The organism is Cellulomonas sp. KU4C, assembly GCF_056868065.1.
Map to the genome: position 1 here is coordinate 100,514 of NZ_CP200322.1, position 14,516 is coordinate 115,029.

Below are 14,516 nucleotides of genomic sequence, written 5' to 3' on the forward strand. Positions count from 1 at the left end.
CGACCGGGTGACCACTGCACCCACCCCCGACGGCGGCGCGCCCGAGCGTCCCGCGACCCCGATCGACGCGATCGCCGACTCCTACGTCGCCACGCTGGCGACCCTGGACCCGATGGACGCCACCGTCCTCGGCATCCCGGGCCACGACCACGAGATGACGGACTTCTCCCCCGTGGGCCACGACGCCCGGGCCGACGCCGCGCGCGCGACGCTGCTCGCGCTCGACGGCACCGCCCCCGCCGACGAGGTCGACGAGGTCACGCTGGCCGCGATGCGCGAGCGGCTCGGCCTGCAGGTCGAGCTGCACGACGCCGGCGAGACGCTGGCCGACCTCAACGTGATCGCCTCGCCGCTGCAGAGCATGCGCGACGTGTTCGACCTGATGGCCACCGACGGCCCCGACGCCTGGTCGACGATCGCCCAGCGGCTGAACGCGCTCCCCGAGGCCGGCGCCGGCTACGCGGAGTCGCTGCGGCTCGCCGCCTCGCGCGGCCGCACCCCCGCGATCCGCCAGGTCCGCGAGGCCCTGGTCCAGGCGAAGGAGCTCGCCGACCCGGCCTCCTCGTTCTTCACCTCGTTCGTCGACGGCCCCGAGGCCCGCGCCGCCGTCGCGGCCGGTGGCGGCGACGCGCTGCGCGCCGACCTCGAGCGCGGCGCCGAGGCCGCCCGCGCGACGTACGCCGGCCTGGTGACGTTCCTCCAGGACGAGCTCGCCCCGCAGGCCCCGCAGGCCGACGCCGCCGGGCGCGACCGCTACGCCCTGTGGTCCCGGTACTTCCTCGGCGCGACGGTCGACCTCGACGAGACCTACCAGTGGGGCCTCGAGGAGCTCGACCGCGTCGTCGCCGAGCAGGAGCGCGTGGCCGCCGAGATCGCCGGCCCCGGCGCGACGGTCGAGCAGGCCGTGGCCGCGCTCGACGCCGACCCGGGCCGCCGCCTCGAGGGCACCGCCGCCCTGCAGGAGTGGATGCAGGCGACCTCGGACGCCGCGATCACCGCGCTCGACGGCGTGCACTTCAGCATCCCGGACGCCATCCGCACCCTCGAGTGCAAGATCGCCCCGACCCAGAACGGCGGCATCTACTACACGGGCCCGTCCGACGACTTCAGCCGCCCGGGCCGCATGTGGTGGTCCGTGCCGCCGGAGGTCACCACGTTCAACACCTGGCGCGAGAAGACGACCGTCTACCACGAGGGCGTCCCGGGCCACCACCTGCAGATCGGCCAGGCCGTCTACCAGCGGGCGACCCTCAACTCGTGGCGCCGGCTGGCTTGCTGGGTCTCCGGGCACGGCGAGGGCTGGGCCCTGTACGCCGAGCGCCTGATGGCCGACCTCGGCTTCATGGACGACCCGGGCGACCGGCTCGGCATGCTCGACGGGCAGCGGATGCGCGCCGCCCGCGTCGTGCTGGACCTGGGCGTGCACCTGGGCCTGCCCGCCCCCGCGCGCTGGGGCGGCGGCACCTGGGACGCGGACAAGGCGTGGGAGTTCCTGCGCGCCAACGTGAACATGCCGGAGCAGTTCATCCGGTTCGAGCTGAACCGCTACCTGGGCTGGCCGGGCCAGGCGCCGTCGTACAAGATCGGCCAGCGCATCTGGGAGCAGGTGCGCGACGGCGCGTCGGCCTCTGCCCAGGCCCGCGGCGAGGCGTTCGACCTGCGGGAGTTCCACGCCCGCGCGCTCGGCATGGGCGCGCTGCCCCTGGACGTCCTGCGCGGCGCCCTGTCCTGACGGGCAGAGCCCGCACGACGACGGCCCCGGACCACCAGGTCCGGGGCCGTCGTCGTCGGCGCGGGGTGGAGTCAGGCGGGCAGGAGCGACGGGCCGTACTTCAGCAGCACCGCCGCGGCGAGCAGGACCAGCCAGGCGACGGTGATGTACCAGTCGGTCCCGGCGGCCACGAAGTCGCGCGCCCACGGCCCTGCCCGACCCGGCAGCCGCAGGTGGCCGTCGCGGACGTTCCACCGGGTGAGCCCGGCCCACACCAGCGTGGTGGTGACGGTGATGAGCAGGCACCAGGGGCACAGGGCGCCGATGTCGACGTACGACTGGTGGAACAGCCAGTAGGCGAACAGCAGCGCGACCGTGTAGAGCGCCTGGGTGCCGAGCATGAACCAGCGCGGGAACCGGACGCCGCCGATCGCGGCGACGGAGATCGTGATGACCACGACCTCGAACGCGATGCCGAGGAACGCGTTCGGGAACCCCAGCAGCTGCGCCTGCCACGACCGCGCCACCGTGCCGCACGAGACCACGGAGCTGAGGTCGCAGCTGAACGTCGCCTGCGGGTCCGCCGCGAGGTGCCACGCCTCGATCGACAGCACGAACGACGTGTACAGCCCCAGCACCCCCGAGACGACCATCTCGATCGCGGTGCGGCGCCGCCAGGCCCGCCGGGGCGGGGAGTCCGGGTCGTCCGCCGCTGCGGCGGTGGGGTCGGCGTCGAGCAGGTCGTCCGGGCCGTCGTGGTCGTCGAGGTCACCGGCCGCGCGGGCGTCCGGGGCGCTGTGCTGCGTCACGCCTGTCATCGTCGCATCCTCCCCTGGGAAGCTTCCCGGACATCATCGGCAGGGCGACCGCCCGGAGCCCGGGACGCAGGTCCCGACCGACCGGTCCGCCGACCCCTGCGCCGCCCGGCCCGCCTAGGCTCGCGGCGTGACCACCCTCGTCCTCGCCTCCGCCTCCCCCGCCCGGCTCGCCACGCTCCGCTCCGCGGGCATCGAGCCCCGCGTCGCGGTGTCCGCCGTCGACGAGCCCGCGGTGCTGCGCGCGGCCGGCGCCGTGCCGCCCGCGCAGGCCGTGCTGCTGCTGGCCCAGGCCAAGGCCCGGGACGTCGCGCCCGGCCACCCGGGCACCCTCGTGCTCGGCTGCGACTCGATGCTCGAGCTGGACGGCGAGGTGCTGGGCAAGCCCGCCGACGCCGCCGAGGCCGCCGACCGGTGGCGCGCGATGCGCGGGCGGTCGGGCCGGCTGCACACCGGGCACTGGCTGGTGGACGCGCGCGACGACGGCCTGGACGTCGGCGGCGAGCCCGTCGAGGTCGGTGCGACGTCCACGACCGTCGTGCACTTCGCGGACGTCACCGACGCCGAGATCGACGCCTACGTCGCGACCGGAGAGCCGCTGTGGGTCGCGGGGGCGTTCACGATCGACGGGCTCGGCGGGTCGTTCGTCCGCGGCGTCGAGGGCGACCACCACGGCGTCGTCGGCCTCAGCCTGCCGCTGCTGCGCGACCTCCTAGCCCGGCGCGACGTGACGGTCACGGCGCTGTGGACCCTGCTGCCCTCCTGACCGCGGCGCCGCGGGGGTTGTCCGCTCCGGACAAGGGCGCGCCCGCCTTGCGGGACCTCGTGCCGGTATGGGTTGACGAAACCTCCAACGCACCACGCGCTGGTTGAGCCGGTTCCGCAGTCTTCGCGGCGCACACCCCCGCGAGCGTGTCCCGCGGGGGACCCTCGCGTTACCGTGAGCCGTGCCCCGCATCTCGAAGGTCCTCGTCGCCAACCGCGGCGAGATCGCCGTCCGCATCGCCCGAGCCTGCCGGGACGCCGGTCTCGGCTCCGTCGCCGTCTACGCCGACCCCGACCGCGAGGCGCTGCACGTGCGCGTCGCGGACGAGGCGTACGCCCTGGACGGCGCCCGCGCCGCCGAGACGTACCTCGACATCGCGAAGCTGCTCGACGTCGCCCGCCGGTCCGGCGCCGACGCCGTGCACCCCGGCTACGGGTTCCTGTCCGAGAACGCCGAGTTCGCGCAGGCCGTGCTGGACGCCGGCCTGGTGTGGGTCGGCCCGCCGCCGTCCGCGATCCGCGGGCTGGGCGACAAGGTCAGCGCCCGGCACATCGCCCAGCGCGCCGGCGCGCCGCTCGTCGCCGGCACCCCCGACCCGGTCGCCGGCCCCGAGGAGGTGCACGCGTTCGTCGCCGAGCACGGCCTCCCCGTCGCCATCAAGGCGGCCTTCGGCGGCGGCGGCCGCGGCCTCAAGGTCGCGCGCACGTCGGAGGAGATCGACGAGCTGTACGACTCCGCGGTCCGCGAGGCCACGGCGGCGTTCGGGCGCGGCGAGTGCTTCGTCGAGCGCTACCTCGACCGCCCGCGGCACGTCGAGACCCAGTGCCTCGCCGACGAGCACGGCACCGTCGTCGTCGTCTCCACCCGCGACTGCTCGCTGCAGCGCCGGCACCAGAAGCTCGTCGAGGAGGCCCCCGCGCCGTTCCTCTCCGACGCGCAGCGCGCGCAGCTGGTCGACGCGTCGATCGCGATCCTGAAGGAGGCCGGCTACGTCGGCGCCGGGACCTGCGAGTTCCTGGTCGCGGCGGACGGCACCATCTCGTTCCTCGAGGTGAACACCCGCCTGCAGGTCGAGCACCCGGTCTCCGAGGAGATCAGCGGCATCGACCTGGTCCGGGAGCAGCTGCGCATCGCCGACGGCGAGCCGCTGGGCTACGACCACGTCGAGACCCGCGGCCACTCCCTGGAGTTCCGCCTCAACGGCGAGGACCCGGCCGCCGGGTTCCTGCCCGCGCCCGGCCGCATCTCGACCCTGCGCTTCCCGGCGGGCCCGGGTGTGCGCGTCGACTCGGGCGTCGTGGAGGGCGACACCGTCTCCGGCGCGTTCGACTCGATGATCGCGAAGCTGGTCGTCACCGGCGCCACGCGCACCCAGGCCGTCGAGCGCGCCCGCCGCGCGCTCGCCGAGCTCGAGATCGCCGGCATCCCGACGGTCGTCCCGTTCCACCGGGCCGTCCTCGAGGCGCCCGCGTTCGTGCCCGCCGACCCCGAGCAGCCGTTCACCGTGCACACCCGGTGGATCGAGACGGAGTTCGCGGACGTGCTCCCCACGCTGACCGGCGCCCCCGCCGTCACCACGCAGACCTCCGACGACGACCCCGAGCCGACCGAGCTGGAGCGCGTCGTCGTCGAGGTCGGCGGCAAGCGGCTCGAGGTCGTGCTGCCGGCCGCGCTGGCCCTGCGCGCGGGACGCGGGCGCTCGGCGGGCCCGCGACGCCCTGCCCCCCGCCGCAACGGCGGCCGCAGCGGCGCCGTCGCCCCGTCGGGGACCACGCTCACGTCCCCGATGCAGGGCACGATCGTCAAGGTCGCCGTCGGCGAGGGCGACCAGGTGGCCGAGGGCGACCTGGTGGTCGTGCTCGAGGCGATGAAGATGGAGCAGCCGCTCGTCGCGCACCGCGCCGGGACCGTCGCGTCCCTGTCCGCCGGGGTCGGCGGGATGGTCGCGGCCGGCTCGGCCATCTGCGAGATCGTCGACTGACCCGGTGACCGACCAGCCCGCCGTCGGGGGCGCCTCGGCCGACCGCCTGCGGCACCGCCCCCGGCACCCCGGCGACGGCTGGGTCGAGTGCCGCTGCGGCCGTCGGCACTGGGGCACCGCCGGCGCCGCCGGGCTGCTGCTCGCCCGACCCGCGACGGGCGACGCCCCCGCGGCCGTCGTCCTGCAGCACCGCGCCCTGTGGAGCGACCAGGGCGGCACCTGGGCGCTGCCGGGCGGCGCGCGGCACACCGGGGAGTCCGCGGTCGACGGCGCGCTCCGGGAGTCCGCGGAGGAGGCCGGCATCGAGCCCGCGTCCGTGCGGGTCGTCGGCGAGCACGTGCTGGACCACACCGACTGGTCGTACACCACGGTGGTCGCCGTGGCCGACGGGCCGGTGGACGCGCGACCGACCGACGACGAGAGCCTCGCGGTCGACTGGGTGCCGCTCGACGACGTCGCCGACCTGCCGCTGCTGCCGGCGTTCGCCGAGGCCTGGCCCGTGCTGCGCGCCGGGCTCCCGCCGGAGGTCGAGGACCCCGCGGGGCGCTGAGCCGCCCGAGGGCGGGTTCGCCCCCGCGGTGCGCCGGGTCGTAGGTTGACCGGATGAGCGTCCCCGCGTCCGCGCCGCCCGCCACGCCGCCCACGGGGAGCCCCCTCCCCCCGGACGCGGGCGTCGCCACCCGCGTCTCGCTGCTCGCGCTGGTCACCGTGCTCGCCGTGGACGCCGTGCGCGCCGCCGGCCCGGTGCTCGACCGGGCGTTCACCGTCGGCACGGTCACCGTCGCGCTGACCGCGCTCGTGACGTTCGCCGCCGCCGGGCTGGTCACCGCGGTCGCCCTGCTCGCGACCGGCCGGCGGGTCCCCGGGAGCGCGTCCGGCCGCACCGTGCTCGCGGTCGTCGTCGCCCTGGGCCTCGCCCGCCTGGTCACGCAGGCCGTGCACGACGGCGCCCGGTTCGCCGCGGGGCTGGTCACCGCCTCGCTCGCGGTCGCCGCGCTGGTGCTGGCGACCACCCTGGTCGCGGGCCGAGCCACCGGCGGGCGGCAGGCCGCGCTCGGGCTGACGCTCGGCACCGGGCTGTCCGCGGCGCTGCAGCTCGCGCTCGGCACCTGGGACCCGCTGTGGCGCGGCGGCGTCGTCGGGACCGCCGTGGCCGTCGCGCTCGTCGGGGTCGCGGTCGCGCTGGCGGCGGTCGCCCGCCGTCAGGAGCCCACGGGCCGCGCCCGCCGCACCTGGGTGCTCGGGCCGGCGCTCGCGCTGGTCGTCATGGTGCTCGCCAACCCCGCGTTCGCCGCCTCCCAGTCCGGGCTCCCGCTGCCCGTCGCCGGCACCGCCGTGGTGCTGGCCTCGGCGCTCACGGCGTGGCTGCTGCTGCTGCCGGGGGCGCTCGGGCGCCCCGCGCGCTGGACGTCGGCGGCGGTGCTGCCCGTCGCCGTGGCGGTCACGATGCTCACCTCCGGCGTCGTCGCGCTGGTCGCGCTCGTGCTCGCCGAGGCCGCCGCGGGGGTCGTGCTGGCCGTCGCGCTGAAGACCCGGCGCCCGGCACCCCCCGGCGTCCCGCGCACCGCCCTCGCCACCGCCGGCGTGGGGCTGAGCCTCATCGGGGTGCTGCTGGTCTACCTGCTCGACTACGACGTCCCCCTCGGGGTCGACAACGCCTGGGTCGTCGTGGTCGCGGCCGCGCTGGTCACCGCCGGCGGCCTGCGCTGGTGGAGCCCCGCCGCGCCGCCCGCGCACGAGCCCGCCCCGCCCCTGCGCGCCAACGCGCTCCGGTTCCTGGTGCTGCCGTCCGTCGCGCTGCTCGCGGTCGGCTGGTGGCAGGGCGTGGTGCTCACCCCCGCGCCCGCGGTGGACCGGGACGCCGGCACGTTCGTCGTCCTCGACTGGAACCTGCACTACGGCGTCGCCGCGGACACCGCCGTCGACCTCGAGCAGATCGCGCGGACCATCGAGGCCGAGCAGCCCGACGTCGTCGCCCTCCAGGAGGTCGCGCGCGGCTGGGTGCTGGGCGGCGGGGCCGACATGGCGACCTGGCTCGGCGACCGGCTCGGCATGCACGTGGCGTTCGCGCCCGCCGCGGACCGGCAGTTCGGCAACGCGCTGCTGTCCCGCGAGCCGCTGACCGACGTCCGGGTCGTCGACCTGCCCTACGGGGCCGGACCGCAGCAGCGCTCGGCGCTCACCGCGCTCGCCGTCGGCCCGGACGGCACCCCGGTGCGGGTCACGTCCGTGCACCTCCAGCACCGGGAGTCGAACACCCCGACCCGACTCGACCAGCTCGCCGCGCTGGACGCCGCCGTGCCGGACGACGGCCCGTCGGTGCTCGCCGGGGACCTCAACGCCGAGCCCGGCTCCCCCGAGCTCGACGCCCTCGACGCCGCCGGGTGGTCCAGCGCCGTCGACACCGCGGGCGACCCGGACGTGCGCACCCACCCGAGCGACGCGCCCGACGTCCGGATCGACTGGGTGCTCGGGCGCGGCGTGACGTTCGGCGAGGCGCGGGTGCTGGACGACACGTCCTCGGACCACCGCGCGGTGGTCACCACCGTGCGCCTCGGGGACTGACCTCCCGCCCCGGGACCCGACCCGCCCGCCCGGCTACTCGGTCTGGTGCAGCACCCGGGCGACCTCGGCGATGCTGCCCGACAGCGACGGGTAGACCGTGAACGCGCTCGCCACGTCGTCGACCGTCAGGCTGTGCGACACCGCCAGGGTGATCGGGAAGATCAGCTCCGAGGCCCGCGGCGCCACCACGACCCCGCCGAGCACCGTCCCGGCCGTCGAGTGCGCGAACAGCTTCACGAAACCGTCGCGGACGCCCAGCATCTTCGCCCGCGGGTTCCGGGCCAGCGGCAGGGTGTGCGTGACGAAGTGCGCGCTGCGCTCGATCAGCGCCTGCTCGGACAGCCCGACCGTCGCGATCTCCGGGGCGGTGAAGATGTTCGCCGCGACGCCCTTGACCTTCAGCGGTGCGACCGCGTCGCCCAGCGCGTGCGACATCGCGATCCGGCCCTGCATCGCCGCGACCGACGCCAGCGGCAGCACGCCCGTGACGTCCCCCGCGGCGTAGACCCCGCGGGCCGACGTCCGCGACACCCGGTCGACCTCGATGTGCCCCGACGGCGTCGTCCGCACGCCGGACTCGGCCAGCCCCAGGTCGCCCGTGCTCGGCACCGACCCGACGGCCATCAGCACGTGCGAGCCCTCGATCTCCCGGCCGTCCGCGAGGGTGACGACCACGCCGTCCGGCGTCCGTCGTGCCGCCACCGCCCGCGAGCGCCCGACGACCTCCATCCCGCGGGACCGGAACACCTCCTCCAGCATCGTCGCGGCGTCGGCGTCCTCCCCCGGCAGAACCCGGTCCCGGCTCGAGACCAGCACCACCTGCGAGCCCAGCGACACGTACGCGCCCGCGAACTCCGCGCCCGTCACGCCCGAGCCGACCACGATCAGCCGCTCGGGGAGCTCGTCCAGGTGGTACAGCTGCGTCCAGGTGAGGATGCGCTCGCCGTCCGGCGGGGCGTCCGGCAGCGTGCGCGGGGTCGCGCCGGTGGCGAGCAGGACGACGTCGGCCTCGAGCGCCTCCGTGCCGTCGTCGCCGGTCACCACGACCCGCTCCGGACCGTCCAGCCGGCCGTGGCCGATGACCGTGCGCACGCCCTCCCGCTCCAGGCGGCCGCGGATGTCCTGCGACTGCGCGAGCGCGAGGTCCCGGACCCGGGCGTTCACCACCGCCATGTCGATGCTGTGCCGGCGGCGCCGCCCCCCGTCGCCGTCGGGGCCGGGGGTCTCCTCCTCCGTCGGGCCGGCCGGGACGTCCAGGCGGATGCCCAGGTCCGGCGCGCGCTCGGCGATGGTCATCCACTCCGCGGTCGCGATCAGCGTCTTGGACGGCACCACGTCGGTCAGCACCGCGGCGCCGCCGAGACCCGCCCGCTCCACGACCGTGACCTGCGCTCCGAGGCGGCGGGCCACCAGCGCGGCCTCGTAGCCACCCGGACCGCCGCCGACGACGACCACCCGCGGGGCGGTCCGGCCGGGCAGGCCGCCGACGGGGGTCGAGGGCGCGACGGCGGGGGCCGTGGGGCCGGCGGCGGGCCCGGCGGCTGGGGTGGCGGGGGCCTCGGCACCGGAGGCGACGGTCTCGGCCGCGGTGGCGTCGGGGTCGGCGGGCGCGGGCGTGGGGGTCGGCTGCGTCACGCCTCCCATCCTCCCCGTTCCCCGCGCCGTCGCACCCCCACCACGCCGCGCGGCGCCGCCCGTCCGCGCGTGCCCGGCCTCGGTTCGCCGAAATGGCAGTCCTCGCGTCTGGTGCCGCGGGTCGCCACAGGCGCGGACTGCCATCTCGGCGGACGCGCCGCGGCGGGGGGCGCGGGCGGGCGGAGGGCGCGGGCGGGCGGCGCGGACGGCGGCGCGGGCGCGGGCGGGACCTCCGGGGGAGGTGGGCGCGGGGCGCGGGCCGGTAGGCTCGACTGCTGCGCCCGCACGCACCCTCGTGCCCCGGGTGCAGGCTCGACACCGCAGCAGCCGCCCCCAGGAGGAGCACCCGCATGGCCGACGACGCCCGCCTCGACGACCTCACCACCGACCCGCTGGCCGTCGCCGCCGACGCCGCCGCGTACCTCGCGCAGGCCACCGGTGTCGCGCAGCACGACGTCGCGCTCGTGCTCGGCTCCGGCTGGGGCGGCGCCGCCGACCTGCTGGGCGAGACCGTCGCGGAGATCGCCGCGACCGACGTCCCCGGCTTCGCGGCCCCCGCGGTCGTCGGCCACGTCGGCACGATCCGGTCCGTGCGGATCGCCGCGACCGGCAAGCACGCGCTGGTGCTCGGCTCGCGCACCCACCTGTACGAGGGCAAGGGCGTGCGCCGCGTCGTGCACGGCGTCCGCACCGCCGCCGCCGCGGGCTGCTCGACCGTCGTGCTGACCAACGGCTGCGGCGGCCTGAACCCGTCGTGGGGCCCGGGCACGCCGGTCCTCATCAACGACCACATCAACCTGACGACCGTGTCCCCGCTGGAGGGCGCCACGTTCGTCGACCTGACCGACCTGTACTCCGCGCGGCTGCGCGGCGTGGCCCGCGAGGTCGACGCCAGCCTGGACGAGGGCGTCTACGTGCAGTTCCGCGGCCCGCACTACGAGACCCCGGCCGAGGTGAAGATGGCCGGCGTGCTCGGCGGCGACCTGGTCGGCATGTCCACCACGATCGAGGCCATCGCCGCGCGCCACGTCGGCATGGAGGTGCTCGGCATCTCCCTGGTGACGAACCTCGCCGCCGGCGTCGGCGACGAGCCGCTGTCCCACGCCGAGGTGATCGAGGCCGGCAAGGCCGCCGGCCCGCGGATCAGCCGTCTGCTCGCGGACATCGTCGGCCGCATCTGACCGTCGCCGCGGCCCCGCCCACCCGCGGGGCCGCGGCAGCCGCACCACCCGAACGCCGCACCACAGGTCGGGGCCGCCGCGCCCCGGAGGGAGACCCGATCCGATGAGCCAGTCCACCGAGCAGGACGCCTGGGCCGCGCTGGCCGCGCAGGTCCGGACCTGGATCGCCGACGACCCCGACCCCCGCACCGCGGCCGAGCTGACCGCGCTCCTGCAGCGCGCCGAGGCCGAGCCGGTCCCCGACGACCCGGGCGACAGCCTCGCGGACCAGTACGTCGCCACCGAGGTGCAGGCCGCGCGCGACGAGCTCGCCGACCGGTTCCAGGGGCTGCTGCAGTTCGGCACCGCGGGCCTGCGCGGCGCCGTCGGCGGCGGTCCGCACCGGATGAACCGCGCCGTGGTGATCCGCGCGGCGTCCGGTCTGGGCGCCTACCTGCTGGGCGAGCTCGAGGGCGTCACGCCCGCGCCCCGCGTGGTCGTCGGGCACGACGCCCGGCACGGCTCGGTCGACTTCGCCCGGGACACCGCCGCGGTGCTCACCGCCGTCGGCATCGACGTCGTCATGCTGCCGCCGTACCTGCCGACCCCGGTCCTCGCGTTCGCCGTGCGGCACCTCGACGCCGACGCGGGCGTCATGGTCACCGCGAGCCACAACCCGCCGCAGGACAACGGCTACAAGGTCTACCTCGGCGGCCGCGTGGTGTCCGACTCCGGCCAGGGCGCGCAGATCGTCCCGCCGATGGACGGCGCCATCGCCGCCGAGATCGCCCGCGTGCCGTCGGTCGCCGCGGTCCCGCGCGCCACCGACGGCTGGACCACGGCCGGTCCCGAGATCGTCGACGCGTACGTCGCCCAGGTCGGCGCCCTCGCGGACACCTCGGACGCGGCCCGTGCCGCCGCCGCCGGCCTGCGGATCGTCCTGACCCCGATGCACGGCGTCGGCGGCGCGACCGCGCAGCGCGTCCTCGCGGAGGCCGGCTTCACCGACGTGCACGTGGTCGCCGAGCAGGCCGAGCCGGACCCCGACTTCCCGACCGTCGCGTTCCCGAACCCCGAGGAGCCCGGCGCGATCGACCTCGCCGTCGCGCTCGCCGCGCAGGTCCGGGCCGACCTGGTCATCGCGCTCGACCCCGACGCGGACCGCTGCGGCGCCGCGATCATCGACCTGCGCGCCCGCACCCACACCGGCACGGAGTCCGCGGCGTCGGACGGCTGGCGGATGCTGCACGGCGACGAGACCGGCGCCCTGCTCGGCAGCGTCGTCGCGGAGAAGTTCGGCACCCCCGGCGCCCCGGTCGCGGACGACGCCCCCGTGCTGGCGAACTCGATCGTGTCGTCCCGCCTGCTCGGCCGGATCGCTGCGCACGCCGGCCTGCGGCACGCGCAGACCCTCACCGGTTTCAAGTGGATCTCGCGCGTCGACGGCCTGGTGTTCGGCTACGAGGAGGCGCTCGGCTACTGCGTCGACCCCGCGTTCGTCCGCGACAAGGACGGCATCTCCGCCGCCCTCACGCTCGCCGGGCTCGCCGCGCGGCTCAAGGTCGAGGGCCGCACCACGACGGACGTCCTCGACGACCTGGCCCGCCGGCACGGCCTGCACCTGACCGACCAGCTGTCGGCCCGGTTCACGGACCTGTCGCAGATCCCCGTGACGATGCAGCGCCTGCGCGAGCACCCGCCGGTGCTGCTGGCCGGGTCGCCCGTGATGCAGGTCGTCGACCTCGCCGCCGGCTCCGACGCGGACCGCGACGGACTGCCGCCCACCGACGGCATCCGGCTGCTGACCCAGGACGACACCCGCGTCATCGTGCGCCCCTCCGGCACCGAGCCGAAGGTGAAGTGCTACCTCGAGGTCGTGATCCCGGTCGAGGAGCACGCGTCGCCGGAGACGGTCGGCGAGGCCCGCCGCGCGGCTCGCGCGCGCCTGAACCAGGTCCGCGCGGACGTCGCGGCGGCGCTGGGGCTCTGACTGCCCCGCAGACGCCGCACGACGACGGCCCGCCCCCCGCAGCGAGCGGGAGGCGGGCCGTCGTCGTGTGCGGGCCGGTCGGCTCAGTACCCGCCGTCGGCCTCGAAGCCACCGAGGACGGCGGCGGTGCCGGACAGGCCCAGGCGCGTCGCGCCGGCCTCGATCATCGCCAGCGCGTCGGCCGTCGACCGGATCGCGCCGGACGCCTTGACGCCCAGGCGGCCGCCGACGGTCGCGGCCATGATCTCGACGGCGTGCACGGACGCCCCGCCGGCGGGGTGGAAGCCCGTGGAGGTCTTGACGAAGTCGGCGCCCGCGGCCTCGGCGGCCTTGCAGACCTCGACGATCTCGTGGTCCGTCAGCGCGGCGGACTCGATGATGACCTTGAGGACGGTCGGGGCGGGCGCGGCGGCCCGGACGGCGGCGATGTCCGCCTGCACGGCCTCGAACCGGCCCGCCTTCGCGGCGCCGACGTCGATGACCATGTCGACCTCGTCCGCGCCGTCGGCGACGGAGCGCGCGGCCTCGGCGGCCTTGACGTCGCTGTGGTGCTTGCCCGACGGGAACCCGCAGACCGTGGCGACCTTGAGGCCCTTCGCGTCCAGCGGCAGGAACGACGGCGAGACGCACACGGAGTAGACGCCGAGCTCGACGCCCTCCGCGATCAGCGCCTCGACGTCCGCGACGGTCGCCTCCGGCTTGAGCAGCGTGTGGTCGACGAACTTCGCGAGTCCTGCGGCGTCCAACGAGGCGGTCATGCGCGGTGCCTTCCTGTTCCGTGCGGGGCGTGGCCGGGCAGGATGACCCGGTCGACGAGGTCGGTGCGCGCGTCCTCGTGGAGGAACGCGTGCTTCGCGGCGGTCAGGGTGACCGTCCGGAGGTCGTCCGCGGTCCAGCCGGCCTCGGTGACGAGCAGGTGCAGCTCGCGGCTCAGGCTGGTGCGGGACTGCAGGCGGTTGTCGGTGTTTACGGTGACCGCGAACCCGAGCCGCAGCAGGGTCGTGACGGGGTGGTCGGCGACGGACGTCGCGCCGCCGGTCTGGATGTTCGACGAGGGGCAGACCTCGAGCGGGATCCGCCGGTCCCGCACCCAGTGGGCGAGGCGGCCGAGGCGGGGCTCGCCGTCCTCGCCGGTGCGGATGTCGTCCATCAACCGGATGCCGTGCCCGAGTCGCAGCGCGCCGACGTCGACGGCCTGCTCGACGGACTCGGCGCCCGCGGCCTCCCCCGCGTGCACGGTCACGGGGAACCGAGCGCCCCGCAGCTGGGCGAACGCCGCGCCCATGCCGCTGGCGGGGAAGCCGGCCTCGGGCCCGGCGATGTCGAAGCCGACGACGCCGCGGTCCCGGTTGGCCAGGGCGAGCGCCGCGATCTCGTCCGCGCGGTCCGACTGGCGCATGGCGCACAGCAGCAGCCCGGTGCGGATGGTGCGGCCCTGCGCGGCAGCGGCGGCCTCGCCCTCGGTCAGGCCCTCGCGGACGGCGTCCACGGCCTGCTGCAGGGACAGCCCGCCCGACTGGTGCAGCTCGGGGGCGAACCGCTCCTCGGCGTAGACGACGCCGTCGGCGGCCAGGTCCTCGACGGCCTCGCGGGCGACCCTGCGCAGCGCGTCGGCGGTCTGCATGACCCCCGCGGTGTGCACGAACGTGTCGATGTACGCCTCGAGGGAGCCGCTGTGCGCCTGGTCGTGGAACCAGGCCGCGAGGGCGTCGACGTCGGTGGTGGGCAGGGCGTGCCCGGTCTGCGCGGCGAGCTCGACGACGGTCGCGGCGCGCACGCCGCCGTCGAGGTGGTCGTGCAGCAGGACCTTGGGCAGCGCGACGATCTGCTCGAAGGTCACGGTCATGGGGGCAACGCTACTTCCCGGGGTCCCATATCCCCGCATCGCGGGCG

The 14,516-nt window shown here is 76.4% G+C and carries 11 protein-coding genes; 7 read left to right on the forward strand and 4 right to left on the reverse strand.

Annotated features, from left to right (window positions below; all coding sequences use genetic code 11):
• The first annotated feature begins 7 nt into the window (after window positions 1-7).
• A complete protein-coding gene (locus tag AC1VL8_RS00495) occupies window positions 8-1,732 on the forward strand; it encodes a DUF885 domain-containing protein (protein ID WP_389230829.1) in 1,725 nt (574 codons plus the stop codon).
• Window positions 1,733-1,803: 71 nt separating this feature from the next.
• Here AC1VL8_RS00495 and AC1VL8_RS00500 read toward each other — a convergent pair whose 3' ends face one another.
• Window positions 1,804-2,529: a vitamin K epoxide reductase family protein gene (locus tag AC1VL8_RS00500; protein ID WP_483073713.1), complete on the reverse strand. Its 726-nt coding sequence runs from the start codon at window positions 2,527-2,529 to the stop codon at window positions 1,804-1,806.
• Between the two features lie 127 nt (window positions 2,530-2,656).
• On the opposite strand from AC1VL8_RS00500, the gene AC1VL8_RS00505 reads away from it, so the two are divergent.
• From AC1VL8_RS00505 to AC1VL8_RS00520, 4 genes are all read left to right on the forward strand, one after another.
• Window positions 2,657-3,292, forward strand: a complete 636-nt coding sequence (locus AC1VL8_RS00505; protein WP_483073714.1) for a Maf family protein — start codon at window positions 2,657-2,659, stop codon at window positions 3,290-3,292.
• 181 nt (window positions 3,293-3,473) lie between these two features.
• A complete protein-coding gene (locus AC1VL8_RS00510; RefSeq protein ID WP_389230838.1) occupies window positions 3,474-5,273 on the forward strand; it encodes an acetyl/propionyl/methylcrotonyl-CoA carboxylase subunit alpha in 1,800 nt (599 codons plus the stop codon).
• Window positions 5,274-5,277: 4 nt separating this feature from the next.
• Complete coding sequence (locus tag AC1VL8_RS00515; protein ID WP_389230841.1) at window positions 5,278-5,823, forward strand: NUDIX hydrolase; 546 nt, start codon at window positions 5,278-5,280, stop codon at window positions 5,821-5,823.
• A gap of 53 nt (window positions 5,824-5,876) precedes the next feature.
• A complete protein-coding gene (locus AC1VL8_RS00520; protein WP_389230844.1) occupies window positions 5,877-7,838 on the forward strand; it encodes an endonuclease/exonuclease/phosphatase family protein in 1,962 nt (653 codons plus the stop codon).
• Between the two features lie 33 nt (window positions 7,839-7,871).
• Here AC1VL8_RS00520 and AC1VL8_RS00525 read toward each other — a convergent pair whose 3' ends face one another.
• Window positions 7,872-9,473, reverse strand: a complete 1,602-nt coding sequence (locus AC1VL8_RS00525) for an NAD(P)H-quinone dehydrogenase (RefSeq protein ID WP_483073715.1) — start codon at window positions 9,471-9,473, stop codon at window positions 7,872-7,874.
• 350 nt (window positions 9,474-9,823) lie between these two features.
• Between AC1VL8_RS00525 and AC1VL8_RS00530 the strand changes: the two genes are divergently transcribed.
• Together AC1VL8_RS00530 and AC1VL8_RS00535 are read left to right on the forward strand one after the other, a co-directional pair.
• On the forward strand, window positions 9,824-10,654 hold the full coding sequence (locus AC1VL8_RS00530; protein WP_483073716.1) for a purine-nucleoside phosphorylase: 831 nt from the start codon (window positions 9,824-9,826) through the stop codon (window positions 10,652-10,654).
• Window positions 10,655-10,757: 103 nt separating this feature from the next.
• Window positions 10,758-12,623, forward strand: a complete 1,866-nt coding sequence (locus AC1VL8_RS00535; protein WP_483073717.1) for a phospho-sugar mutase — start codon at window positions 10,758-10,760, stop codon at window positions 12,621-12,623.
• Between the two features lie 83 nt (window positions 12,624-12,706).
• On the opposite strand, the gene deoC is transcribed toward AC1VL8_RS00535, so the two are convergent.
• Window positions 12,707-13,381, reverse strand: a complete 675-nt coding sequence (gene deoC / locus AC1VL8_RS00540; RefSeq protein WP_389230853.1) for a deoxyribose-phosphate aldolase — start codon at window positions 13,379-13,381, stop codon at window positions 12,707-12,709.
• The gene (locus AC1VL8_RS00545; RefSeq protein WP_483073718.1) at window positions 13,378-14,469 is read right to left on the reverse strand and encodes an adenosine deaminase; all 1,092 of its coding nucleotides are present in this window, start codon (window positions 14,467-14,469) and stop codon (window positions 13,378-13,380) included. Before AC1VL8_RS00545 ends, deoC begins: the two co-directional genes overlap by 4 nt.
• Between the last annotated feature and the right edge of the window lie 47 nt (window positions 14,470-14,516).

What these genes read in the sequence shown, in the direction of transcription:
- deoC (WP_389230853.1), bottom strand. Translation starts at nt 13,381, where the DNA reads ATGACCGCCTCGTTGGACGCCGCAGGACTCGCGAAGTTCGTCGACCAC.
- AC1VL8_RS00545 (WP_483073718.1), bottom strand. Translation starts at nt 14,469, where the DNA reads ATGACCGTGACCTTCGAGCAGATCGTCGCGCTGCCCAAGGTCCTGCTG.
- AC1VL8_RS00520 (WP_389230844.1), top strand. Translation starts at nt 5,877, where the DNA reads ATGAGCGTCCCCGCGTCCGCGCCGCCCGCCACGCCGCCCACGGGGAGC.
- AC1VL8_RS00535 (WP_483073717.1), top strand. Translation starts at nt 10,758, where the DNA reads ATGAGCCAGTCCACCGAGCAGGACGCCTGGGCCGCGCTGGCCGCGCAG.
- AC1VL8_RS00530 (WP_483073716.1), top strand. Translation starts at nt 9,824, where the DNA reads ATGGCCGACGACGCCCGCCTCGACGACCTCACCACCGACCCGCTGGCC.
- AC1VL8_RS00500 (WP_483073713.1), bottom strand. Translation starts at nt 2,529, where the DNA reads ATGACAGGCGTGACGCAGCACAGCGCCCCGGACGCCCGCGCGGCCGGT.